The sequence below is a fragment of the Pseudoalteromonas sp. MMG005 genome (genome assembly GCF_018101015.1).
GTDB lineage: Bacteria > Pseudomonadota > Gammaproteobacteria > Enterobacterales > Alteromonadaceae > Pseudoalteromonas > Pseudoalteromonas aurantia.
Window position 1 is genome coordinate 1 of sequence record NZ_JAGJEK010000040.1, and the last position, 24,412, is coordinate 24,412.

Annotated in this window: 16 protein-coding genes, 1 tRNA gene and 1 other RNA gene; 13 read left to right on the plus strand and 5 right to left on the minus strand. The window is 42.5% G+C overall.

Translation table 11 applies throughout. The features are described from left to right. Positions 1-87 precede the first annotated feature (87 nt). The gene (gene xseA / locus J8M01_RS23205) at positions 88-1,470 is read right to left on the minus strand and encodes an exodeoxyribonuclease VII large subunit (protein WP_211059515.1); all 1,383 of its coding nucleotides are present in this window, start codon (positions 1,468-1,470) and stop codon (positions 88-90) included. 113 nt (positions 1,471-1,583) lie between these two features. Here xseA and guaB point away from each other — a divergent pair, with 113 nt between their 5' ends. The 5 genes from guaB (at position 1,584) to rimI (ending at position 5,807) form a co-directional block, all read left to right on the plus strand. Then, complete coding sequence (gene guaB, locus J8M01_RS23210; protein WP_192506382.1) at positions 1,584-3,053, plus strand: IMP dehydrogenase; 1,470 nt, start codon at positions 1,584-1,586, stop codon at positions 3,051-3,053. A 166-nt stretch (positions 3,054-3,219) separates the two neighbouring features. Beyond that, the gene (guaA, locus tag J8M01_RS23215; RefSeq protein WP_192506383.1) at positions 3,220-4,794 is read left to right on the plus strand and encodes a glutamine-hydrolyzing GMP synthase; all 1,575 of its coding nucleotides are present in this window, start codon (positions 3,220-3,222) and stop codon (positions 4,792-4,794) included. 146 nt (positions 4,795-4,940) lie between these two features. Continuing rightward, positions 4,941-5,017: transfer RNA gene (locus J8M01_RS23220), tRNA-Trp, on the plus strand. A gap of 66 nt (positions 5,018-5,083) precedes the next feature. Further along, the gene (locus J8M01_RS23225) at positions 5,084-5,353 is read left to right on the plus strand and encodes a hypothetical protein (RefSeq protein ID WP_211059516.1); all 270 of its coding nucleotides are present in this window, start codon (positions 5,084-5,086) and stop codon (positions 5,351-5,353) included. 13 nt (positions 5,354-5,366) lie between these two features. Next, positions 5,367-5,807, plus strand: coding sequence for a ribosomal protein S18-alanine N-acetyltransferase (gene rimI, locus J8M01_RS23230; protein ID WP_211052069.1), 441 nt, complete (start codon positions 5,367-5,369; stop codon positions 5,805-5,807). A 57-nt stretch (positions 5,808-5,864) separates the two neighbouring features. Here rimI and J8M01_RS23235 read toward each other — a convergent pair whose 3' ends face one another. Both J8M01_RS23235 and ssrS read right to left on the minus strand, forming a co-directional pair. After that, on the minus strand, positions 5,865-8,540 hold the full coding sequence (locus J8M01_RS23235; RefSeq protein WP_210995991.1) for an ATP-binding protein: 2,676 nt from the start codon (positions 8,538-8,540) through the stop codon (positions 5,865-5,867). 310 nt (positions 8,541-8,850) lie between these two features. Beyond that, positions 8,851-9,033, minus strand: a non-coding RNA gene (gene ssrS, locus J8M01_RS23240) — 6S RNA. Positions 9,034-9,229: 196 nt separating this feature from the next. Here ssrS and J8M01_RS23245 point away from each other — a divergent pair. The 4 genes from J8M01_RS23245 to J8M01_RS23260 are packed head-to-tail and all read left to right on the plus strand — an operon-like array spanning position 9,230 to position 13,460. Next, positions 9,230-9,793: a UPF0149 family protein gene (locus J8M01_RS23245; RefSeq protein ID WP_211059517.1), complete on the plus strand. Its 564-nt coding sequence runs from the start codon at positions 9,230-9,232 to the stop codon at positions 9,791-9,793. After that, positions 9,793-11,103: a Xaa-Pro aminopeptidase gene (gene pepP / locus J8M01_RS23250; protein WP_211059518.1), complete on the plus strand. Its 1,311-nt coding sequence runs from the start codon at positions 9,793-9,795 to the stop codon at positions 11,101-11,103. Before J8M01_RS23245 ends, pepP begins: the two co-directional genes overlap by 1 nt. A gap of 9 nt (positions 11,104-11,112) precedes the next feature. Further along, positions 11,113-12,297: a 2-octaprenyl-6-methoxyphenyl hydroxylase gene (gene ubiH / locus J8M01_RS23255; RefSeq protein WP_211059519.1), complete on the plus strand. Its 1,185-nt coding sequence runs from the start codon at positions 11,113-11,115 to the stop codon at positions 12,295-12,297. Continuing rightward, positions 12,297-13,460: an FAD-dependent monooxygenase gene (locus J8M01_RS23260; protein ID WP_211059520.1), complete on the plus strand. Its 1,164-nt coding sequence runs from the start codon at positions 12,297-12,299 to the stop codon at positions 13,458-13,460. The genes ubiH and J8M01_RS23260 overlap by 1 nt, the downstream gene beginning before the upstream one ends. A gap of 1,326 nt (positions 13,461-14,786) precedes the next feature. Here the strand turns inward: J8M01_RS23260 and J8M01_RS23265 are convergent. Next, on the minus strand, positions 14,787-15,638 hold the full coding sequence (locus tag J8M01_RS23265; protein ID WP_210995888.1) for a LysR family transcriptional regulator: 852 nt from the start codon (positions 15,636-15,638) through the stop codon (positions 14,787-14,789). A 130-nt stretch (positions 15,639-15,768) separates the two neighbouring features. On the opposite strand from J8M01_RS23265, the gene J8M01_RS23270 reads away from it, so the two are divergent. From J8M01_RS23270 to gcvP, 4 genes are all read left to right on the plus strand, one after another. Continuing rightward, on the plus strand, positions 15,769-16,341 hold the full coding sequence (locus J8M01_RS23270) for a hypothetical protein (RefSeq protein WP_211059521.1): 573 nt from the start codon (positions 15,769-15,771) through the stop codon (positions 16,339-16,341). A gap of 128 nt (positions 16,342-16,469) precedes the next feature. Continuing rightward, positions 16,470-17,552: a glycine cleavage system aminomethyltransferase GcvT gene (gcvT, locus tag J8M01_RS23275; RefSeq protein ID WP_211059522.1), complete on the plus strand. Its 1,083-nt coding sequence runs from the start codon at positions 16,470-16,472 to the stop codon at positions 17,550-17,552. A gap of 53 nt (positions 17,553-17,605) precedes the next feature. Further along, entirely contained in the window at positions 17,606-17,995 is a 390-nt protein-coding gene (gene gcvH, locus J8M01_RS23280) for a glycine cleavage system protein GcvH (RefSeq protein ID WP_192506392.1), read from the plus strand. 184 nt (positions 17,996-18,179) lie between these two features. Continuing rightward, positions 18,180-21,071: an aminomethyl-transferring glycine dehydrogenase gene (gcvP, locus tag J8M01_RS23285; protein ID WP_211059523.1), complete on the plus strand. Its 2,892-nt coding sequence runs from the start codon at positions 18,180-18,182 to the stop codon at positions 21,069-21,071. Between the two features lie 477 nt (positions 21,072-21,548). Here the strand turns inward: gcvP and J8M01_RS23290 are convergent, their stop codons facing one another. Further along, complete coding sequence (locus J8M01_RS23290; protein WP_211059524.1) at positions 21,549-24,296, minus strand: UvrD-helicase domain-containing protein; 2,748 nt, start codon at positions 24,294-24,296, stop codon at positions 21,549-21,551. Positions 24,297-24,412: the final 116 nt, after the last annotated feature.

Sequence of the window (24,412 nt, forward strand, 5' to 3'; positions counted from 1 at the left end):
CACTAGAGCACGGTTTCGAACATACCTTGCCCCTGACAACATCTTTTCTTACCAAGCAAGATAAAAATAGCAAGTACTTAGATAAAGCTACTTTGAATTCGCTGTGATTTTAGTTATTTGAGAATGTACCATCCCGTCATTAAATTGTGTCGTTAAAGCTTGGCCATTTTGGAGCTGAGCAATCGATTTTATGACCGTTTTATTTGTTTTTGTAATGCTATATCCTCGCGCTAGTACACTTAACGGGCTAACACTGTCTAACCTTGCAGCGAGTAAAGCCAATTGGCTTTGTTGTTCAGTTTGCTTGCGTTGTTGTAACCGGTGTAATTGTTGTTGTAATTGACTTAGGCGCTGCTTTGCAATGTTAATGTGCGCTTTAGGGTGTTGATGTTCTAATCTTTGCTTTAGCAAACTCATACGGTTTATGAGGGTGTGTTGACGTTGATTAAAAGCACGCTGCAAACGCATTGAAAGCTCATCAACACGCTGAGATTGCTGCATTAATTGGTTTTTTGGGTGTTGCAATCGCAGTCGTTGAGACAGTACTTGTACATGCTGTTTTGCATGTGCAATATGGTTGTTTGCAGCTTTACTCAGCTGGTTTTTATAACTTTGAACCTCAGCGAGTAAAACCTCTTGGTCTGGACTGACTAATTCAGCAGCAGCAGAGGGCGTTGCGGCTCGTAAATCTGCAGTGTAATCTGAAATAGTGGTATCTATTTCATGGCCAACCGCACTAATCACAGGCAACGTGCTGGCAAATACAGCACGTGCTAATAGCTCTTCGTTAAAGCACCATAAATCTTCGAGTGAACCACCACCACGCCCTATGATTATGACATCGACCTCGTTACGTTGATTAGCAAGTTGAAGCTTTTCTATTAATTGATAATGTGCGTCTTTGCCTTGTACTTGTGAGGGATAAATAACCACTTCTAATTGTGGGGCTCTACGCTGTAGCACGGATAAAATATCTTTAATTGCAGCGCCTGTGGCAGAAGTGATGACTCCTATTTTATTGATTTTTGCAGGCAAAGGCTTTTTATGGACACTACCAAATAGCCCTTCTGCTGCGAGCTTTAACTTGAGTGCATCATACTGTTGTTTCAGCAGGCCTTCACCCGCTGCCTCCATATGTTCGACGATGACTTGGTAATCACCTCTTGGCTCATAAACCGAGATGCGCGCGCGTAATGTCACTTGTGCACCATTGACGGGGCGATAGCTGCATTGGCGGTTATTACCGCGCCACATTGCGGCTTTGACTTGCGCTTTTTCATCTTTGAGTGAAAAATACCAATGACCTGACGCAGGGGCAACAAAATTAGAAATTTCTCCAGTAAGCTGAATTTGAGCAAAACCTTGCTCTAAAATAGCTCGGATCTCTTTGTTTAATCTAGAAACGGTATAAACATGTTGGGGTATAGTACTGCGCGATTGATAGCTCAATTTAGTTTCTCCAAGTGCCATTGCGGAGTACTTTATCATATTTTTTGATAATATTTATTTACTCGCATGGGGAACGCTGATAAAATTTGCACGCAATTCCTTATACTCAGTTCCACGTGAGAGAAACCGCAAACATGCTAAGAATTGCCAAAGAAGCCCTAACCTTCGATGATGTGCTATTAGTTCCAGCACACTCTACTGTTTTACCTCATACCGCAAATCTATCGACGCGTTTAACGCGTGGTATTGAATTGAACTTACCGCTTGTATCTGCTTCTATGGATACCGTTACCGAAGCGCGTTTAGCGATTGCGTTAGCGCAAGAAGGTGGTATTGGTTTTATTCATAAGAATATGACAATTGAAGAGCAAGCTCGTAACGTACGTAAAGTAAAAACGTACGAAGCGGGGATTGTTTCTTTTCCAGTGACGGTGACCTCAGATTTAACCATTGAAGACGCATTGGTACTTGCTGAAGAAAAAGGCTTTTCAGGTTTTCCTGTAACCGGCGCCGACAATCAGCTTGAAGGGATTGTAACGAGCCGTGATATGCGCTTCGAAACAAAACTTGAACAGCCTGTCTCGACTGTAATGACGAAAAAAGACAAGTTAGTGACAGTTAAAGAGGGCGCATCTCGTGAAGAAATTCTTGGTTTAATGCATGAGCACCGTATCGAAAAGATTTTGGTTGTTGATGATGCATTTAAGCTTAAAGGTATGATCACGGTTAAAGATTATCAAAAAGCACAAGAAAAGCCGAATGCATGTAAAGATGAGCGAGGTCGTCTTCGTGTTGGCGCAGCCGTTGGTGTTGGTGCTGGTACTGATGAACGCATTGCTGCATTGGTTGATGCGGGTGTCGATGTATTGCTTATCGATACTTCACATGGTCACTCTCAAGGTGTGCTAGACCGAGTGAAAGAAACGCGTACCGCATTTCCAGATTTACAAATCGTCGCAGGTAACGTTGCAACAGCTGAAGGTGCGATTGCCCTTGCAGATGCGGGTGTTGACGCGGTTAAAGTGGGTATCGGCCCAGGATCAATTTGTACAACGCGTATTGTAACTGGTTGTGGTGTTCCACAAATCACGGCTATCTCAGATGCAGTTGAAGGCCTTAAAGGTCGCGATATTCCAGTGATTGCTGATGGTGGTATTCGTTTCTCAGGTGATGTTGTTAAAGCATTGGTTGCAGGCGCGTCATGCGTCATGGTGGGCTCAATGCTCGCAGGTACTGAAGAGTCGCCTGGTGAAGTTGAATTGTATCAAGGTCGTTACTACAAATCATACCGTGGTATGGGTTCATTAGGTGCTATGAACCAAAAAGAAGGGTCGTCAGACCGTTACTTCCAAAACTCTAAACAAGCTGAGAAGTTAGTGCCAGAAGGCATTGAAGGTCGTGTTGCTTACAAGGGACCTATTGCGACAATCATTCACCAGCAAGTGGGTGGTATTCGCAGTGCTATGGGTCTAACCGGATGTGCTGATATTTTTGAGCTAAATACTAAACCACAGTTTGTGCGTGTTACATCTGCTGGTATGGGTGAGTCGCACGTTCATGACGTGCAAATCACCAAAGAAGCGCCTAACTATAGAATGGGCTAACACACTGAAATTCAGCGTGTGTAAATGGGCTAGCGCATGCTAGCCCTTCTTAATTTTAAGTAAAGTTCGTTTTTGTGCTTTACTAAATTGATACCAATATAGCGAAGTTAACTCAGAGTAGTTTATTTCGGTTGGTGTGAGTCGTTTCCTAACTACGAGATTATCAATGAGCAAAGACATCCATGATTCCCGCATTTTGATTTTAGACTTCGGTTCACAGTACACGCAGCTAATTGCGCGTCGTATTCGTGAGATCGGTGTTTATTGTGAGCTATGGGCTTGGGACGTGACCGAAGAGCAGATCCGTGAATTTAATCCGCAAGGTATTATTTTATCGGGTGGCCCAGAGTCGACTACTGAAGATGATAGCCCAAGAGCACCTGAGTACGTATTTAACGCTGGCGTGCCAGTATTAGGCGTATGTTACGGCATGCAAACAATGGCGATGCAGTTGGGTGGCTTAGTTGAAAGCTCTGACAAAAAAGAGTTTGGTTATGCCCGTGTTGAGAAAGTGGGCGATTGTAAGTTATTTGATCAAATTCAAGATCACATTGAAGACGGCACTGACTTTTTAGATGTGTGGATGAGCCACGGCGATAAAGTTATCTCAATTCCTGACACATTTACGACGACAGCACGCACAGATACGTGTCCTCATGCTGCGATGTCTTGGGAAGAAAAGCGCTTCTATGGCGTGCAGTTCCACCCTGAAGTGACACACACTCAGCAAGGTTTGCGCTTATTAGAGCGTTTCGCAATCGACATTTGTGGTTGTGAGAAGTTATGGACGCCAGCACAAATTATTGATGACGCGATTGCGCGTATTAAAGAAAAAGTAGGGGATGACGAAGTTATCCTTGGCTTATCTGGTGGGGTTGATTCATCCGTAGTTGCGATGCTCATTAACCGTGCAATTGGTGATAAACTGACTTGTGTATTTGTTGATAACGGTTTGCTTCGTTTAAACGAAGGTCAGCAAGTCATGGATATGTTTGGTGACAAGTTTGGTTTGAACATCATCAAAGTAGATGCTGAAGCCCAATTTTTGAAAGACCTTGAAGGCTTATCAGACCCTGAAGAAAAACGTAAAGCGATTGGCCATACTTTTATTGATATTTTTGACGAAGAGTCGAAGAAATTGGTTAATGCTAAATGGCTTGCACAAGGGACTATCTACCCTGATGTGATTGAATCTGCCGCGTCTGCTACAGGTAAAGCACATGTGATCAAATCACATCACAATGTTGGCGGCCTGCCAGATGATATGGAAATGGGGCTGGTTGAACCATTACGTGAATTGTTCAAAGATGAAGTACGTAAGATTGGTTTAGAGCTCGGCTTACCTTACGATATGCTTTATCGTCACCCATTCCCAGGACCTGGTCTTGGTGTACGTGTACTTGGTGAAATTAAGAAAGAGTATTGTGATTTATTGCGTCGTGCAGATGCTATCTTTATTGAAGAACTACATAAAGCCGACCTTTACCATAAGGTGTCTCAAGCATTTACAGTATTCCTACCAGTGAAGTCTGTGGGTGTGATGGGTGATGCACGTAAGTATGATTGGGTTGTATCATTACGCTGTGTTGAAACCATTGATTTCATGACCGCGCGTTGGTCACACTTACCTTATGACTTCTTAGGGTTAGTTTCTAACCGTATTATCAACGAGATTGATGGAATCTCGCGTGTTGTTTACGATATTTCAGGTAAACCACCGGCAACTATCGAGTGGGAGTAACCACTTATTAGTTACTTAGTTTGCTAATATTTAAGGCGAATATGTTAAATATTCGCCTTTTTGTTTATTTAAGAAGCAGTTGAAGCGTAATTTATGAAATAACGCTTTACCTTTTATAAAACATCTCTATAATTCGTCGTCATTGCAGGGGCGTAGTTCCAATTGGTAGAACAGCGGTCTCCAAAACCGATGGTTGCGGGTTCGAGTCCTGCCGCCCCTGCCACTTCCTTTTTTACTTCATATTTTATACCCTAAAGTCACATTCAGTTTTATATATTCGCAGGTTTTTATGCACCCATTGCATGCTGAAGTTCTAGAAATTACACCTTTGAGATTAAAACAAGCGGATCATACTGGCACCGGCTCGAATACGCAGACCGTATTGACCCTCAATCCTCAACTGTTGAGTGATATACAATTGGCCGCCTCCTTAATTGATTTGAGCGTCATTTACCAAGGTGCTGATGTTGGCATAACCGAAAAGCATCTTTTGCTTCCCAGTGCACAGTTGAACTCGCAGCAAAAGCGTCAATTATGGAAACTACTAAGTGAATACTGAAATTAAGCACGATATGTTGGCAACGCTAACACTCAATGAGTTGATGACCATAGAGCGTGCTTGTCACGGGTTCCCTTGGTCTGAAAATACCATGCAAACTTGTTTGGCGGGCCGTTATTTTAACGGTGCACTGTATTGTGATGAAAAATTGGTTGGCTTTTACATTGGCGAGCGTGCTGGGCCCGATAATACCCTAATGGATATTTGTATTACACCGGCATATCAAGGCCGAGGGTTAGCAAAAGCGTTACTTCATGACTTTGTGGCACGCAGTGAAACAATGTCAGCCGAGAATGTATTTTTAGAAGTACGCGCATCGAATGTTGCTGCAATTGGTTTATATACTCAAGTAGGGTTTACCGAAGTGGGGATACGTAAGGATTATTACCCGAGCACACAAGGTAAAGAAGACGCAATACTCATGGCACTCGCCCTCAGCTTTATGATGGGATAATTAAAGCCTGTACGTGCATCCTAATAGCACACAGAATAGGCATATTATCGATTAGGTTCAGTTGGCGACTTTAAGTGATTGTTGATTTTTCAGTGTGTATTTGATGGCTTCAGTTAAGTTGAGTAACGCATATTGCCATTGCGCTTGATTGTTTGTCCGTAAGCTTTGCTCTAAGTCATCAGCTGCACTGTGAATATTCATAAAACCAAAGCAACCAGCGCTACCCTTTAAACTGTGCGAAAGGGCTCTGAGAGACTCCCATTCTTGATTGTCATAATAAGACTCAAGTTGGGTTAAGTACTCAGGTAGCTTTGCAATGTAGTTTTGACTGATCTGCATGAACTTTTCACTTTGTAATAAAGAATCCCATTGCGACTGGCTGGCATCTTCAAGTTGAAGGTGTTCGAGAAGCACTGCACCTAATTCTGTTTTATCAATAGGCTTACCGAGCGTTTCATTACAACCTGCCGCGAGGTAAGTATCAACGTCTTGTTTCATTACATTAGCTGTGAGCGCAATAATAGGCCCATCGTAGGCGGCATGTCTGAGCATTTCAGTGGCTTCAAGCCCGCCCATAACCGGCATTTGCATGTCCATTAAAATCAGGTTGTAGTCATTGACGAGCGCTTTTTCTACCGCTTCTGCCCCATTTTTGGCAATATCGGGCGTGATCCCCCAAGCTTGTAAGAGGAGCGTCACTAATACTTGGTTATCTGGATTATCTTCAGCAAGTAAAATATGGGCATCTATGTGAGTATTAGATAGCTCTTGAGAAATGTCTTGCTCAGGTATCGACTTAGATAGCTCATAGGTCAGTTCATAGTCGCTACATTGATAATTACCTGCAATATGGATTGTAAATCGACTCCCAACACCTTGCTCACTGTGCACCTCAACGTCGCCACCCAATAGTTGAGCTAAATTTTTGGAAATACATAGCCCCAAGCCAGTACCACCAAAGCGTCGAGTGGTTGTGCTATCGGCTTGCTCAAAAGGCTTAAATACACGATTGATTTCAGCTTGAGACATACCAATGCCGGTGTCTTCAACAACAAATTGAAATTGCTGCAGAGTTTCATTAAAGGACACTGTGATCTTTATGCCGCCAAACTCAGTAAACTTCACGGCATTGGTTGCGATGTTTAAGAGGATTTGCTTGAGTCTGGTAATATCACTGTGCATTACTTTAGGTAACGGGAATTGGTAATCAATAGAGAATGACAATAACTTCTCTTGCGCCATAGGTGCCATAATGGAATCAATATCTTCGAGCAAAGGTTGTAATTCCAGCGCATTTTGTTCAACAGCGAGTTTTTCAGCCTCAATTTTGGATAAGTCTAGGATATTGTTTATGAGTTCTAATAGATGTTTTGAGTTTCGCAACACGGTATCTAAGTGGTGACGAGTACCTTTCGCATCTGGGTTATGTAAAAGTTGCTCAGTAAAGCCCATGATGGCCGTCAAAGGCGTTCGGATCTCATGACTCATATTGGCTAAAAATCGGCTCTTAAGTTCATTGGCCTGTTTGGCTTGTGTAATCGCACCACCAAGCTGTTTGTTCATTTCTTCTAATGCGCGGGTACGGTTGTCGACTTTTTCTTCTAGGTGATGTTTATATTCTTCCAACTCACCTTGGAAGTCTCTGATTTGTTTCACCATGTGATTAAAGTCGTGGAACAAGGTGCCAACCTCATCATTACCTTGTGTTGGTAGGTAAACTGACAAATCGCCATCGCCCACACGATGACTTGCTTCACCTAATAATTCAATGGGGTTGAGGAGTAAATTACGCACCACGATAAAAATGAGAATGGGTAATATAATGACTGACAGAATAACAATCAGCGCTGTAATTAAACTAATGGCTTTACCTGAATGGTAGAGTAAAGATTTCGGTATCGTGGATAAATAGTAATACCCTCCGCTGAGTTGCACGGCATAGAGCATACGTTCAACATTATCGATACTTTCTAAGTTTATAGCGTTGAGCGTGCCTTTATCGGCGACTTCATGTATTTGTTCAATTTCATCAGGTGACAAGTAGTTGCTGAATAGTTGTTTGTCTGAGCTGAAAAGAATTTCACCGCCATCAGTCACGAGTAAGTTTAAGGTATTGTCATAAGCCGATTCAAAAATACTTGAATTGATAATAGATGGGTCAACGCGAACAATAATATAACCTTGCTGATTCGGTTGTTTTAATTGTAAATTTACACCATATATGCGCTGCACAAAGTAAAGGTGTGTGGTGCCTTTGGCTGTTGCCACCATAAATTGTTGCTGTCTGAGATTGTTATTAATGACTTGACTGAAAAAAGGGTAGCTTACTGGCGCTTGGCTCAAGTTATTTGCGTGGTACGCTTTACTATTTCCTTTTGGCCCCACCAAATTAATACTTAAAATGTCTGGGTAGGCTTCACTGTAGCTGGCAAATACGTCCACTAATGCGCTGAGTTTAGAGGTATTGGAAACCGTATCTACATTGGTTTGGTTAAGAAAATCCATCAAAACCGGAGAGTTAGACAAAAGCTTTGTTGTGGATTGGTATATTTCAATGTAATTGAACATTTTTTGTTGTTGTTGTTCAACAAAGCGACTCACGGTAAGTTTGGCTTGTTTTTGTGTTGAGCTCGTCACATTTGTGAGTGTAAATCCACCAAGAAACAGCAAAGGCAAGATCACCAAGGGGGTGATGTACCATAACAACTTAATACTTAACTTACTTGTTTTCATTGCTTTACAAATATATCCGTATGGTTGAGCTGCATGAGTAGCCATTCTTAATGCACGTTAGCCTAATCGTAAGCCAATGCTGCACTTTTCACAAGAAAACGCGTTAGTGTGAGGCTAATTGAGTAACTATTTTATCTAGTTGCTATATTTTATGCTTATTTTTGCTGTGGTTTGAGGTAGAAATTCAAGCTGTTACGCGGTATTTGACGTCGCGTTAGGGCGATGTATTGAAAGTCGATTGCATTGGCAAATACATACGTTATTTATCGTGTTATGCGGTTTAAAATAAGCGAAGAAGGTATTGAAAATGGTGTGCCCCAGCGACGCGGATGCTGATGTCAGCCCTCGAACCCTAAGGTTCAAGGCGGAACGCAACAGCTTACCGTAGGCTTCTCGGTACATGCCGAGCTTGCACAAAAGTAAGCAAACTACGTCCCTAAATAAAGTTTATCGGCTCAGGGACTTAATCGGCTGTCCAACGAGCTAGGGAACCTATTCAGTATATAAAACATCTGCCTCAGTAGAAACCTAAAATGCAAAATACTTCGCTGTTTGCTGCTAATTTATGCTGTATTGCTAGTTTACTAAACGACGAGTTTGATTTTTAACCTAGCACATACAATTGCTTGGAGTTGCTATACTTCGAGTGGTAGCATTAACAAACTAAATTGTGAGTGTAAGAAATACTGATGAGCGAATTAAAAGATTATACCCAAGCCCAATTGGTGCTAGAAAAAAACGACATTTATGTAGCCCCTGCTGAAGTACATGGTGCCATCAGTGGTTTATTAGCTTGCGGTCTAAATATTGAAGCAAAAGAATATTTGGGCTTACTCAGTGATGTGTTTAATGAAGGTCAAAACTTCAGTGAAGAACTGAAACAGTTTTTTGCTGAAATGTATAAGCATGTTATTGAGCACTTTAATGAAAGTGAATTTCAGTTCGACCTATTTTTACCAAGCGAAGACGAATCGCTGCTCGACCAAGCAAATGCGCTGGTAGGTTGGGTATCAGGCTTCTTACTTGGGTTTGGTTTAAAGCAAAAAGATTATGGTAAGTTGTCGGCTGATGTAAAAGAAGTGATCAGTGACTTTACTGAGATCACCAAACTAGATACACATTTCGATGACAGTGAAGAAGACCAACAAGAGCTGCACGAAATCATTGAATACATTCGGGTTTCGGCACTACTGTGTTTTGCTGAAATGGGTAAAGAGCCAGAAGCTGGCACAACTTCAAAGACGCTACACTGATGATCACAACACATGAATTTTTAGAACGCCGCACTCGCGTGCTTGCAGAGTTAGATGCCGGTTCAGTTGCGGTTATTGCCGCCGCAGTAGAGCTAACGCGCAGCAGAGACACCGAATATGCATTTAGGCAAGACAGTGATTTTTTCTATTTAACGGGCTTCAATGAACCAGATGCGGTTCTCGTGCTGAGTAAAGATAGCAATGGCAAAGGTAAAAGCAGCTTATTTTGTCGGAATAAGGACAAAATAGCCGAAATTTGGCACGGTCGAAGAATGGGGTTTGAGCGGGCAAAACAAGATTTATTGCTTGATGATACTTTTCCTTTGAGTGAGTTAGATGACACACTTTTAGACTTGGTTAACGGTAATCGTATTCTGTATTACGGCCAAGGTACCTACCCAGCATTTGATGATAAAATTTGGTCCATTATGAATACATTAAGGGGCGCACCTAAAAAAGGCTATCGAGCACCTGAAATTATCAAAGATATTCGACCTATTTTGCATGAAATGCGATTGTTTAAATCAAACGCAGAAATAGCAGTGATGCGCAAAGCTGCACAAATTAGTTGTGATGCACACAAACGCGCAATGCGTTTTGCCTCTGCGGATGCAACAGAGTATCAGCTTGAAGCTGAAATACATCATCATTATGCAATGAATGGTGCACGCCACCCCGCGTATGGCACGATTGTTGGTTCGGGGAATAACGCCAATATTTTACATTACACTGAGAATAGCGACCAGTTACACAATGGTGACCTTGTTTTAATCGATTCAGGGTGTGAACTTGAAGGGTATGCCGCTGACATTACACGCACTTTTCCTGTTTCAGGGCAGTTTAGTGAACCACAAAAAGCACTGTATGCGCTGGTATTGGCTTCTCAAGAGGCGGCATTTCAACAGGTAAAACCGGGCGGTACTTTAGTTAAAGCAAATCATGCTGCGATGAAAGTAATGACGCAAGGTTTGATCGACCTCGGTATTTTAGCGGGCGATTTAGATACACTCCTAGACAAACAAGCTTGCAAAGCTTTTTATATGCACGGCTTAGGCCATTGGTTGGGTTTAGATGTGCATGATGTTGGTGAATATAAATTAGATGAAGCTGACAGACCATTTGAGCCAGGCATGGTGTTGACGATTGAACCTGGTTTGTATTTTGATGAAGATGCGCAAGTTCCCTCGCAGTTTCAAGGTATTGGCATACGAATTGAAGATGATTTGCTTATCACTCATGATGGCTTTGAAAACTTAACTGCGGGTGTCCCAAAAACCATTGCAGAGATAGAAGCGCTAATGCAACAGTAGGAGAATCGGTTGCAACAGTTTGATGTATTAATTGTAGGGGGCGGTATGGCTGGTGCAACCGCTGCCTTGGCAATCAAAAAACAATGCCCCACATATCACATTGGTGTTATTGAAGCCTTTGAACCTCAAGGGCAAGCACATCCTAGCTTTGACGATCGCAGTATTGCATTGGCAGAGCAGTCTGTATCGTATTTAAAGCGGTTTGGGTTATTTAATCCACAGTGGTCATTTGCACAAGCCATACATCAAGTCCATGTGTCTGATCGGGGCCACTTTGGAAAAGCTGATATAGATCATCAACATTATAACTGTGATGCGCTAGGGTATGTGGTGGAAGTCAACCTGTATGGTAATGAATTACATCGGCAGCTGCAAAGTGCAGATATTGGTATGTTTTGTCCAGCCAATGTGGCCCAGTTGGAGCAGAAAATAGACCATGTGATAGTGACGCTCACAACAGGTGATTTATTGAGTGGCAAATTGCTGGTGTTAGCTGATGGGGCTAAGTCGCCAACACGGGAAAAGTTGCAGTTAGGGTTTACGAGTAAGGCGTATGAACAAGGCGCATTAATTGCGAATGTTGAAGTGGCTGGTGGGCATGATGGTCAGGCATTTGAGCGTTTTACTGAACATGGCCCGATGGCGTTGTTACCTATGAGTAAAGATCGCTACTCATTAGTGTGGTGTATGCACCGTGATCAGCTGCACGAATATCAAACTATGACAGGTACGCAGTTTATAGAGGCACTACAAAGTGCATTCGGTTTCCGTGCTGGTATTTTTACCCAAGTAGGCGAAAGAGCTCAGTACCCACTTGTGCTGGGCAAGGTTGATCGTGTCGTTCATCACCGCGCTGTGGTGATAGGGAATGCTGCACATGCAATTCATCCAATTGCAGGGCAGGGGTTTAACCTTGGTGTACGTGATATTCAATCGCTCGTATCGTTAATCGAAAAGTACCCTAGAGAGGCGTTGGGAGAATTTGCATTTACGCATGAATTTGAGCAAAGCCGGCTCGCGGATATTGATCATGTGATGGCATTAACTGATGGACTCGTTAGATTATTTTCAAATAGTTCGCGATTGGTTGCGCTGGGCCGCAACTGTGGTTTGCTGGCGATGGCATTGTCTACACGCTTAAAAAGCCCGTTGGCGAAGCAATTAATGGGTCATGTGAGAAAAGGAAACAAGTAATGCAACAAGCGCAAGTTTGTATTGTTGGTGGCGGTGCCGTAGGGTTAACTCTGGCATTGGGGTTAGCGAAAAAAAATATCAGTGTCATAGTGATAGATAGTGGTTGTGAGCCACAGCCTTTGGCTGATAGTTTTGCAAATCGAGTGAGCGCAATAAGCCTTGCGAGTCAAACTTTATTTGAGTCTCTGGATGTATGGCAAAGTATTAGTGCAATGCGCGCGATGCCTTACACGCATATGGATGTTCGGGATCAAGACAGCTTCGGAAAAATTACATTTAATAGTGCAGAATTAGATTTACCTGAGCTTGGTCATATTATTGAAAATGACGCAATCCGTTTTGGGCTATTTGTGGCTTTACAGCAACAACCTAGTGCCACCTTATGTTTTGAGACCCGTTATCAAGCAATTCACCAAACCGACAGTGATGTATTGATCACGTTGGAGTCGGGGATGCCGGTGATGGCCAAATTACTGGTCGCTGCAGATGGAGCAAACTCGGCGATACGAACCCAGTTTAAAATGCCATTGACGTTTTGGGATTATGACCACAATGCGATTGTGGCAACGGTTAAAACGCAACAACCGCATAATGCCACGGCACGGCAAATATTTTTAGATACTGGACCATTGGCATTTTTACCCTTAAATGATGCACATCATCATTCTATTGTATGGTCGACCTTACCTGAAGAGGCTAAGCGCTTAATGGCGTTACCTGCTACTGAATTTAATAAAGCACTAAATGTCGCAATAGATAGCCAATGTGGCTTGTGCGAAGTGGCAGACGATAGAGCCGTTTTCCCACTAAAAATGCGCTATGCTCAGCAATGGCTTAGTGGCAAAGTCGTATTGATGGGGGATGCGGCACATACAATTCACCCGTTGGCTGGGTTAGGGATGAACTTAGGGCTTAAAGATGCGGCTTCATTAATTACGTGTTTAACTCAAGATGGGGAGTTTGCGTCCATGCGCACACTTCGTGAGTATGAGCGAAGTCGTAAGCTCGATGCGCAAAAACACATTGCTATGATGCAAGGCTTAAAAGAGTTATTTGAAGGCGGGCATCCGGTTAAAAAATTATTACGTGGAGTGGGCCTAAGCCTAGTGGATAATTTGGGACCGATAAAAACATTGTTTGCGAAAGAAGCCGTGGGCAAATAGGGCGAGCGAGAACATTCTTAGTTGCATATGGATTCTGACCTACGTCAGAAAGACGATATAGAATCAGAAAGACGGTATAGAATCAGAAAGACGGTATAGAATCAGAAAGACGGTATAGAATCAGAAAGACGATATAGAATCAGAAAGACGATATAGAATCAGAAAGACGATATAGAATCAGAAAGGCGATCTAGTGGAACAGTATCGTCGCCCTGAGTTTTAATTTTATCGTCGCCCTGAACTGGTTTCAGGGTCTATTCGCTATTGCGCTGTAATAAGTTAAGTGTGGATTCTGACCTACGTCAGAAAGACGGTATAGAGTAAGAAAGACGGTATAGAGTAAGAAAGACGGTATAGAGTAAGAAAGACGATATAGAGTCAGAAAGGCGATATGGAGAAACAGTATCGTCGCCCTGAACTGGTTTCAGGGTCTATTCGCTGTTGCGCTGTAATAAGTTAAGTGTGGATTCTGACCTACGTCAGAAAGACGGTATAGAGTAAGAAAGACGATATAGAGTCAGAAAGGCGATATGGAGAAACAGTATCGTCGCCCTGAACTGGTTTCAGGGTCTATTCGCTGTTGCGCTGTAATAAGTTAAGTGTGGATTCTGACCTACGTCAGAAAGACGGTATAGAGTAAGAAAGACGATATAGAGTCAGAAAGGCGATATGGAGAAACAGTATCGTCGCCCTGAACTGGTTTCAGGGTCTATTCGCTGTTGCGCTGTAATAAGTTAAGTGTGGATTCTGACCTACGTCAGAAAGACGGTATAGAGTAAGAAAGACGATATAGAGTCAGAAAGGCGATATGGAGAAACAGTATCGTCGCCCTGAACTGGTTTCAGGGTCTATTCGCTGTTGCGCTGTAATAAGTTAAGTGTGGATTCTGACCTACGTCAGAAAGACGGTATAGAGTAAGAAAGACGATATAGAGTCAGAAAGGCGATATGGAGAAACAGTATCGTCGCCCTGAACTGGTTTCAGGGTCTATTCGCTGTTGCGCTGTAATAAGTTGAGCATGGATTCTGACCTACGTCAGAAAGACGATATAGAGTCAGAAAGTCGATATAGTGGAACAGCATCGTCGCCCTGAACTGGTTTCAGGGTCTATTCGCTGTTGCGCTGTAATCAGTTGAGCATGGATTCTGACCTACGTCAGAAAGACGATATAGAGTCAGAAAGATGATATAGAATCAGAAAGACGATAATAGTGAAATAGTATCGTCGGCCTGAGTTTTAACTTTATCGTCGTCCTGAATTTTAACTTTATCGTCGTCCTGAACTTGATTCAGGATCCATTGACTCAGAACTGATAATTGAACACAGTTAACTTAATCGTAGCGCAATAAATTCGGCTAACTTATCAACAGCGTGAACTGACTCAGCCGAGTTTTTTACTAAACAAATATCAATATCTCCCAATTCAGGTAAATGTTTGGTATTGGCTTGGTAGCTCAGGTCGCTGGGGACGGTACTTTTAGCGAGTACAGTCACCCCTAATCCTTCTTTTAAGGCTGCAATTAGCCCAGTTAGATCGGCATTGCTGTAAATGATACGATGTTTTAGTCCTGCTTGCTGCAGCGCTTCAATGGCTCTGCGGCGATAAATGCAACCTTCTGGTGCCGTTACCAATGTGACCACTTGGTTTGTATCTTTGATTAAAGATAAATCGCCGACCCATACTAATTGATCTTGCATGAAAACGGGGAATTGTTCAGACCCCGTTTGTTCATTTAGAGCCAATACCAGGTCGAACTGATCTTGACGAGAGACTGAGAGTAAATGTTTACTCAATCGTGACTTTACCTCTAGCGATACATCGGGATACAAAGCAACAAAATCGCCAATAATAGAAGGCAGAATACGCGCAGCGAATTCACTGGGAATACCTAAGCGTACTTTACCTGTTACGCTCTCTGAGGTGAATTGTTGTAAAATGGCATCGTTGTGTTGCAACATTTGTTTAGCAAGGGGGAGTAATAACTCACCATATTGGTTGAGTACCTGACGTTGGCCTTGCTTTTTAAACAGCTTACAATTGAGCATATCTTCTAAGCGTTTGATTTGTAGCGATACGGCCGGTTGAGATAAACCAAGACGTTCCCCCGCTTTTGCAAAACCGCCGACTTCCACTACGGTTACAAGCGTGCGCAGGCCATCAATAGATAAGTTCTTCATATTAATAAATACAATTTAATCTAGCTGTTTATATAAGTATTATTTATCAATTGATAAAAAATTACAATTTGTTGTTGCTTATCTGCACCCATATACTCCCAGTCAATGAAAATTTATTTAAGGTGTAGCAATGACTTTTGCTCCGACTATGTTTGCTAAACATCGACAAGGCACTGCGCCGGTAGCCAACAGCATGGTTGCTACACATAGCCTAGTAGTATTGGATTTTAGTGGTTTTGAAACCACGCCATTCTTAAGCCAAGTGCTAGGGCTGAATTTAAACAAATTGATTGCCCCAGGACTGGGCGTCAAAGGTCAATTAGTAAGTGGTGAATATTTTGCCATTTATTATTTTAGCGAAACCGCGTATCGGTTTGTGGTCAATGCAGATGCGATTGCATCATTTAAAGCCTTAATTGAGCAACATGACCACGAATATGATATTGAGCTGGTGGTACGTGATGATTTAAATATCAATACGTTAAGCGGTCAGCATGCTTTTGACACATTAGTGAATAGCTTTGCACTCACTCCCGGCCTGCGCTTATCAGATAAACAAGTATGTTATGGCAGGCAAAGTGGTGAAGTATTTGTCACTTCATTGCTTGAAAGTGGGGAGCAGCAGTATCAATTGATTGCTTTACAGTCCACACTTGATAAGTGGCAAAGCGTGTTGGGTGAGCAAGGTTTCCACCTAAATTAACACATTAAATGACAAGGGCTCAGAGCGTATACTGCGGCCCTTGTTGCTATTGAATTAACCCCACCTCAATATGAGGCAATACCTGTTATTCATACACAACAGGTACACTAATAAAGTGAAGGAATGATATGACTTCTAAAACAGTACTACATGCTAAGCACATTGAAGCTGGCGCAAAAATGGTAGATTTCCACGGGTGGGATATGCCAATCAACTATGGTTCTCAAATTGAAGAGCATAACGCAGTACGTACCGATGCAGGTATGTTTGACGTATCTCACATGACCATTGTTGACGTAAAAGGTGACGACGCAAAAGCATTTTTGCGTAAACTTGTTGCCAATGATGTGGCTAAGTTAACTGTTCCGGGTAAAGCACTTTATACCGGTATGCTTAACGAGCAAGGTGGTGTTATTGATGACCTTATTATTTATTTCTTCACAGAAACAGATTATCGTTTGGTTGTAAACTCAGCAACACGTGAAAAAGACTTGGCACATATTGCGACGGTATCAGCAGGGTATGCTGTTGAAGTGACTGAGCGTCCAGAGTACGCAATGATAGCAGTACAAGGTCCGAACGCGAAAGCAAAAACGGCTGAGGTTTTAAATGCTGAGCAAAACGCCGCAGTAGAAGGTATGAAGCCGTTTTTTGGTGTGCAGGCAGATGAACTATTTATTGCGACAACCGGTTATACGGGTGAAGCAGGGTACGAAATTGTGGTACACAATGACGGTGCGGCTGATCTTTGGCAAAAATTGTTAGATGCAGGTGTTGCTCCTGCTGGCTTAGGTGCACGTGATACGCTACGTTTAGAAGCGGGCATGAACCTGTATGGTTTAGACATGGATGACACTGTGTCGCCATTGGCTGCAAATATGGCATGGACGATTGCTTGGGAACCTGCTGAGCGTGATTTTATTGGCCGCAAAGTAGTTGAACAGCAGCGTGCGGATAAAAGCACTGATAAGCTAGTTGGTTTAGTGTTAGAGAGCAAAGGTGTATTACGTGGTGGCTCTAAAGTTATCGTAGAAGGTGGCGAAGGGGTGATTACTTCTGGTACATTCTCTCCGACATTAGGTTTTAGTGTTGCTTTAGCACGTGTACCTCGCTCTACTGGTGAGACAGCACAGGTTGAAATGCGCAAAAAGTTAGTTGACGTTAAAGTAGTGAAGCCAAGCTTCGTACGTAACGGCAAGTCAATTATTTAATATTATAATAGGGCGGTGCGCCGCCTAAAAAAACCGAACCAAAGGAACAAAAAATGAGCAATATTCCTAGCGAGTTAAAGTACGCGTCTTCACACGAGTGGGTTCGCGCTGAAGGTGATGGTACTTATACTGTAGGTATCACTGAGCACGCTCAAGAGCTTTTAGGCGACATGGTATTCGTAGAATTACCAGAAGTTGGTGATGAAGTTGATGCGGGTGAAGATTGTGCAGTAGCTGAGTCGGTAAAAGCGGCATCAGACATCTACGCACCAATCACAGGTGAAGTCGTTGCTATTAACGAAGACCTTGAAGATTCACCTGAAACAGTAAACAACGATGCGTTTGGCGACGGTTGGTTATTCCGCGTTAAAGCATCTGATGAAGCTGAACTTGGTAACCTGTTAGACGCTGAAGGTTACGCAAACTCAATTGACGAAGACTAATCTTCGCATGAGTTTTTAAAAGCCCCTAACTGGGGCTTTTATTGTTTTCAAACACACACTTTAATAAGGCCAATACCCATTGAAGTGGGGTGTTTTAAATTGCTTAGCGTAAACCAAATATAAACCCCGTTGGTTTATTGCAGTAAATATTATTTATATTTTTGGATCATAGGAATCTGGACTAATGTCAAACGCCAAATCTCTTGAACAGTTAGAGCAAAAGCAAGATTTTATTCGCCGCCATATTGGGCCTAGCCCAGCGCAAGTTAGCGATATGCTAGCTGCTCTAGAAGTATCGAGTGTTGAAGAGCTGATCGGTCAAACCGTCCCTGCGGCTATCCGTTTAGAGCAAGGTTTAACAGTTGGCGATAGCCGTACTGAAGTTGAAACGCTGAGCTACTTAAAATCGGTTGCAAGCCAAAATAAAGTATTCAAGTCGTACATTGGTCAGGGTTACCACCCAACACATGTACCAAACGTGATTTTACGTAACGTACTTGAAAACCCAGGTTGGTACACGGCATATACACCTTATCAGCCAGAGATTGCCCAAGGTCGTTTAGAATCATTACTTAACTTCCAGACTCTTACCATTGATATTACCGGCTTAGACTTAGCATCAGCCTCATTGCTTGATGAGTCAACAGCTGCAGCAGAGGCGATGGCACTGGCTAAACGCGTGTCTAAAGCGAAAAAAGCCAATGCATTCTTTATTGCCGAAGATGTTCACACGCAAACCATTGACGTGGTCACAACTCGTGCAGAACAGTTTGGCTTTGACATCATCGTTGGCCCAGCGACAGACGCGGTAAACCATGAAATTTTTGGTGCTTTATTCCAATACCCAAGCACAACGGGTGAAGTGGTAGACATACAAGCACTTATCGCACAAGTACAAGACAAAAAAGCGATTGCTTGTGTTGCCGCAGACATCATGAGCTTAATGCTACTAAAAGCTCCAGGTAAACTGGGTGCAGACGTGGTACTGGGTTCAGCACAGCGTTTTGGTGTACCAATGGGCTACGGTGGTCCACATGCTGCATTTTTCGCAACACGCGATAAGTACAAGCGTTCACTACCAGGTCGTATTATTGGTGTATCAAAAGACCGTTTAGGTAACGATGCATTGCGTATGGCAATGCAAACACGTGAACAGCATATTCGTCGTGAAAAAGCCAACTCAAACATTTGTACCGCGCAGGTATTGCTAGCCAACATGGCAGCATTTTATGCGGTGTACCATGGCCCTCAAGGGCTAAAAACCATTGCGCAGCGTACTAACCGTTTTGCCAGTATTTTAGCAACCGGCCTTAAAGCAAAAGGCGTTGCACTGAAGCATGACACATGGTTTGACACGCTAACAGTGGTAAGCGCAGATAAAGACGCGGTAGTAGCACGTGCGATTGCAGCAGAGGTAAACTTTGCAACTAACCATGCCGGTGAATACTCAGTATCAGTGAACGAAACAACCACCCGTGCCGACGTAGCACAGTTGTTTGATATTATTCTCGGTGCAGGCCATGGCCTTGATGTAGACGCACTTGATTCTCAGGTTGCTGCTGATGGCATCACAGGTATTCCTGCAAGCCTAGAACGCGACGACGAAATTTTAACGCACCCTAACTTCAACTCGTACCACAGCGAGACTGAAATGCTGCGTTATATTAAGCGTCTTGAAAATAAAGATTTAGCGCTTAACCACTCTATGATCTCATTAGGTTCATGTACTATGAAACTGAATGCGACAGCGGAGATGATCCCAGTAACGTGGCCTGAATTTGCAGAAATGCACCCATTCTGCCCGCTTGATCAAGCGCAAGGTTACCAAGTGATGATCAACGAGCTTAACGAGTGGTTGGTAAACATCACCGGATACGACGCAGTATCATTACAGCCAAACTCTGGTGCACAAGGTGAATATGCGGGTCTTATCGCAATTCGTAAATACCATGAGTCACGTGGCGAAGGGCACCGTAACATCTGCTTAATCCCAAGTTCAGCACATGGTACTAACCCAGCATCAGCACAAATGGCCAGCATGAAAGTGGTGGTTGTTGCGTGTGACTCGCTTGGTAACATTGATATGGACGACCTACGCGCGAAAGCCGCTGACGTAGCTGAAAACCTATCATGTATCATGGTAACTTACCCGTCTACGCACGGTGTTTACGAGCAAAGTATCAAAGAAGTATGCAACATCGTGCATGAGCACGGCGGCCAAGTATACATGGACGGCGCGAACATGAACGCACAGGTGGGTATTACTAGCCCAGGTTCAATTGGGTCTGACGTATCGCACCTTAACCTGCACAAAACATTCTGTATTCCACACGGTGGCGGTGGCCCAGGTGTGGGCCCAATTGGGGTTAAATCACACCTTGCAGAGTTTATGCCTAATCATAGCGTGATTAACGTACCAGGCACGACTGAAGGCAATGGCGCAGTATCAGCAGCACCTTACGGTTCAGCAGCTATTTTACCTATTTCATGGGCATACATCACAATGATGGGCTCAGAAGGCTTAAAACAAGCAACTGAAATGGCGATTGTGAACGCCAACTACTTAACTGAAAAGCTAAGTGAGCATTACCCAATTTTGTACCGTGGTCAAAACAACCGTGTTGCACACGAATGTATTGTTGATTTACGCCCAATCAAAGAAACGTCAGGTATCACAGAAATGGATATCGCTAAGCGTTTACAAGATTATGGTTTCCATTCACCGACTATGTCGTTCCCAGTAGCGGGTACATTGATGATTGAGCCTACTGAGTCTGAATCTAAAGTAGAAATCGACCGCTTCATTGAAGCCATGGTTTCTATTAAGGGTGAAGTAGACAGAATCACCTCTGGTGAATGGTCTATCGAAAACAACCCATTGGTATTTGCACCGCACACCCAAGCTGACGTACTAGGCAATGAGTGGAACCGAGCGTATGACCGTTTCTACGCGGCATTCCCAGTACCAAGTGTGGCAAAAGACAAGTTCTGGCCAACAGTTACACGTATTGATGACGTATTAGGTGACCGTAACTTAATTTGTTCATGTCCACCAATTGAGACATATGCAGAGTAATTGAGTGGTGTAGGTTAGGCTTTATGCCTAATCTCAACCTAGATTTCAAAAGCCGCTTTGAGTGATCAAAGCGGCTTTTTTGTGGCTTGTTAAATAGAAGCAGGTATTTTAATTGCGTCTTCCTGACGCAGGTCAGGATCCATAAAACAACTCATGTCAGCATTTTCTATTTCTCAACAGTCATTTGAAAATTAACCCTTTGTCGCGTCCTTGAATCCATATAAAAGAGTATTGTCATCAGCCATTTCCTCTATCGAAGGTTGCATTGCAGCATTGTCATGGAAGTTATCATGATTGAATGAGCCTAAAGACTCTTCAAAATTTGCCCACTCGGTATCTTCGCAGTATAAGTCATCAAAATACTGAACGTGCTCATAAATTATTCCACAAATTGGCTGTGTTAGGTCTGTTAACTAATAAGTTGTACGTTAGGGGGGCTTTAGTTTTATGCATATTAGGTCCTTGTTGTGTAAAGGTTTAGTTTAATGGAACTCGATCTTTCTCTTTTAAGCGCTGCTGTAGTCTTGGGTTCAGTGAGCCCATGAATTTGCATGACTTGTCTTCATTACCACGAAATGAGCTGCATGCCACGAAGAGCCTTCTATTTTTTTTATTTGCTCGCACAACTTTTGGGGCTTTGCAGTTAGGGCAGAGTTGAAACCTAGATTTACAACTGATGCACTCTCCGTACTTGTCTTTTTTGATAGCAATACCGTTGCAATCATCACAACCAACTGCTTCAGTAAGACATCCAAGGCCAGTAGAGCACTCATAGACTTCCCATACACCCCTCTTTGGTTTCATGTACCCAGTTTTACATTTAGGGCATTTTCTGGCATCAAGCTTCTCCGGAGTAAAGTGTTCAGAAATAATATTCAAGTGGTATTCAGAATCAAGAAGCTCTAGAACAAACTCTGATGGCTCTTTAGGATCAGCAATAAGATAGCATCGTTTTTTTGCACGAGTGATGGCTACGTAGAATAAGCGGCGTTCTTCAGCATGCGGATAGACATCAATGGTAGGCATCAATGCACTGACAATTTCGTTGTCTTTTCTCTCAGTTGGAAATCCAAAAAATCCCTGGTTTAAATCCAAGATAAAGCAGTAATCAGCCTCAAGACCTTTGGAACCATGTAATGTCCAAAAATCCATATTGTTAAAACCATGGTGTTTGCCAAATCTCTCCTTAGCTGCATTCTTAGTCTTATTGTATCTCGTCAAAATACCAATAGAGGCTTGTGGATCTTTTCTGTAGATTCCAAGTATTGTTTTTTCAACAACATTCAGCGTGGCTTGTATTGGATCTTTCTCCTCATCTTGATTGTCCATTAGATACATTTCAGAACTATTAACCTGAGTATGAGTTACAATATCCTTTTTGTATTGTTCAGGGTTCTTCATTACAAATTTACCAGCAGTATCAGCAATACTGTTGTTATAGCGGAATGTCTTTTGCAACATTGCTAGGGCGTGATTGCCTAGCTTGTATTTAAACCTAGTCGTGTACTCTAACTTACCACCAGTGAATGCATAGATTGCCTGCCAATCATCTCCAACAACCGTTAAACTACAGTCTTTGGCTTTTATTAATTCAAGTAAAAAGTTCCAACGAGATACGGAGATATCTTGGAACTCGTCAACTAATATGTACTTCCACTTAGGCTCGAACATGCCATCACGAAGATAATCCGTCGCTAATAGAATCATATCGTCGTAATCAATCTGGTTTCTACTTCTAAGCTCAGCAACATATGCTTGACGTAAACTCTCAATCAGCAACATATGACTTTTAGCGTTTTGCACACCTGCTTTTTCCAGACGAGATTGTATTTTATAACCTTCAATTGCTTCTGAACGAACAGCGGCCAACGTAGCACTTAGCTCTTTAACCGCATTCTTAATGAAATCCTGTTGCGTAACAGCAGCGATGATTTGTTCTTTCGAGATAGGATTTAACTTTACTCCATAATCAATAAGTTGCTTCTCTAGTACTGATTCAAGCTCATCATCACACCAGTTATAATGAAATGTTTTTACCAACCTTGTCCCCATTACTTTATGGAGTGCAATTTTCTCTTTAATCTGTTGGTTATACTTAATCTTATTGATACCTGCTCTAGTATTGCCATCTTTGTCGATACCAAAGTGTTCTATAAAAATGTTCGTATCTCTAACTTGGAAATCAGGATGGTACGGAAAGCCAATGTCTTTACCAACCTCGTTTGCATAATTTGGTTCGTATTTGTAGTTAATCCCGTTTTTAAACAGCCAATTACCAATTAAAACTTCTTGGTAACCTTTAACTTCCACACCATTTAGTGTGATGTATTTCTTACCTTTAAGGGCTTCCTGATGAGCTTCTTCTGACTCCGACAAGAATGGGTTATATGCATAGTAAACAGTTTCAATAAATGCATTCAGGTTTTCCTCATTGTCTTCGATGAACGTCACCAACCAGTTGTTAATGAACTCCTTTCGGGGCCCATCTTTTCTTAATCGACTCATTCTGAGCTTTTTGAATTCCTCAACAGACATTTTCTGAGCTTTTGCGATTATCTGATAACCACGACTGTGGAAAGTTGAGATTTGTTTATCTAAGTCATATGAGATGTTTGCTTTCTTGAGCCTTTCTTTGGAGCGATTTTTTAGTTCTTTTGCAGCTTCACGTCCATATGCTAAAACCATCACTTTGTCAGGCTTTGCTAAACTACGCTCCAAGATATCTGTTGTTTTAGCGACCATAACTGATGTTTTACCAGTACCCGCAGCCGCAAGCACCATGTTGTAATCATCATGCTGTACAACTGACAAACGTTGTTCTGGGGTTAATGGATTGCTCTCAATGCTGTCGTAAAACGCTTCACGACCTTTTAGTACTCTGCTGGTATGAATAGCTCTTAAAGAGTCAGCAGACTTCGATACAGGGCTGAGCTCAGACAACTTTTTCATTCTATCGAAATGATCTTGTGATATGTGCGAACTCCAAGATTCACTGTTTTTGTTAAACAAGCGAACCATTGGCTCAATGATAGACTGAACTTCGGTGATTTTAGATTCTCGAAGATATTCACCAACAACAGCTTTTGAAAACTTACTGTAAGTGTTTCTAATCTTAGTCTCTATGATTGACTTTATGGTGAAATTAATGGCGTTGAACTGCGGTGTTGCCCTTAGATGGCTAAGACCACTGACAGCAATAATCCCTGTATTTGTAGTTATCTCCAATTTATGTCCAAGTAATGAGCGCTCTATCGTACAAAAACCGAGTATTTCTGAGTAATTCACTCTTTGAGTACCTGACTTGTAAACAATCTTGAGAGAGTGCTGTCCGAGCACAATGG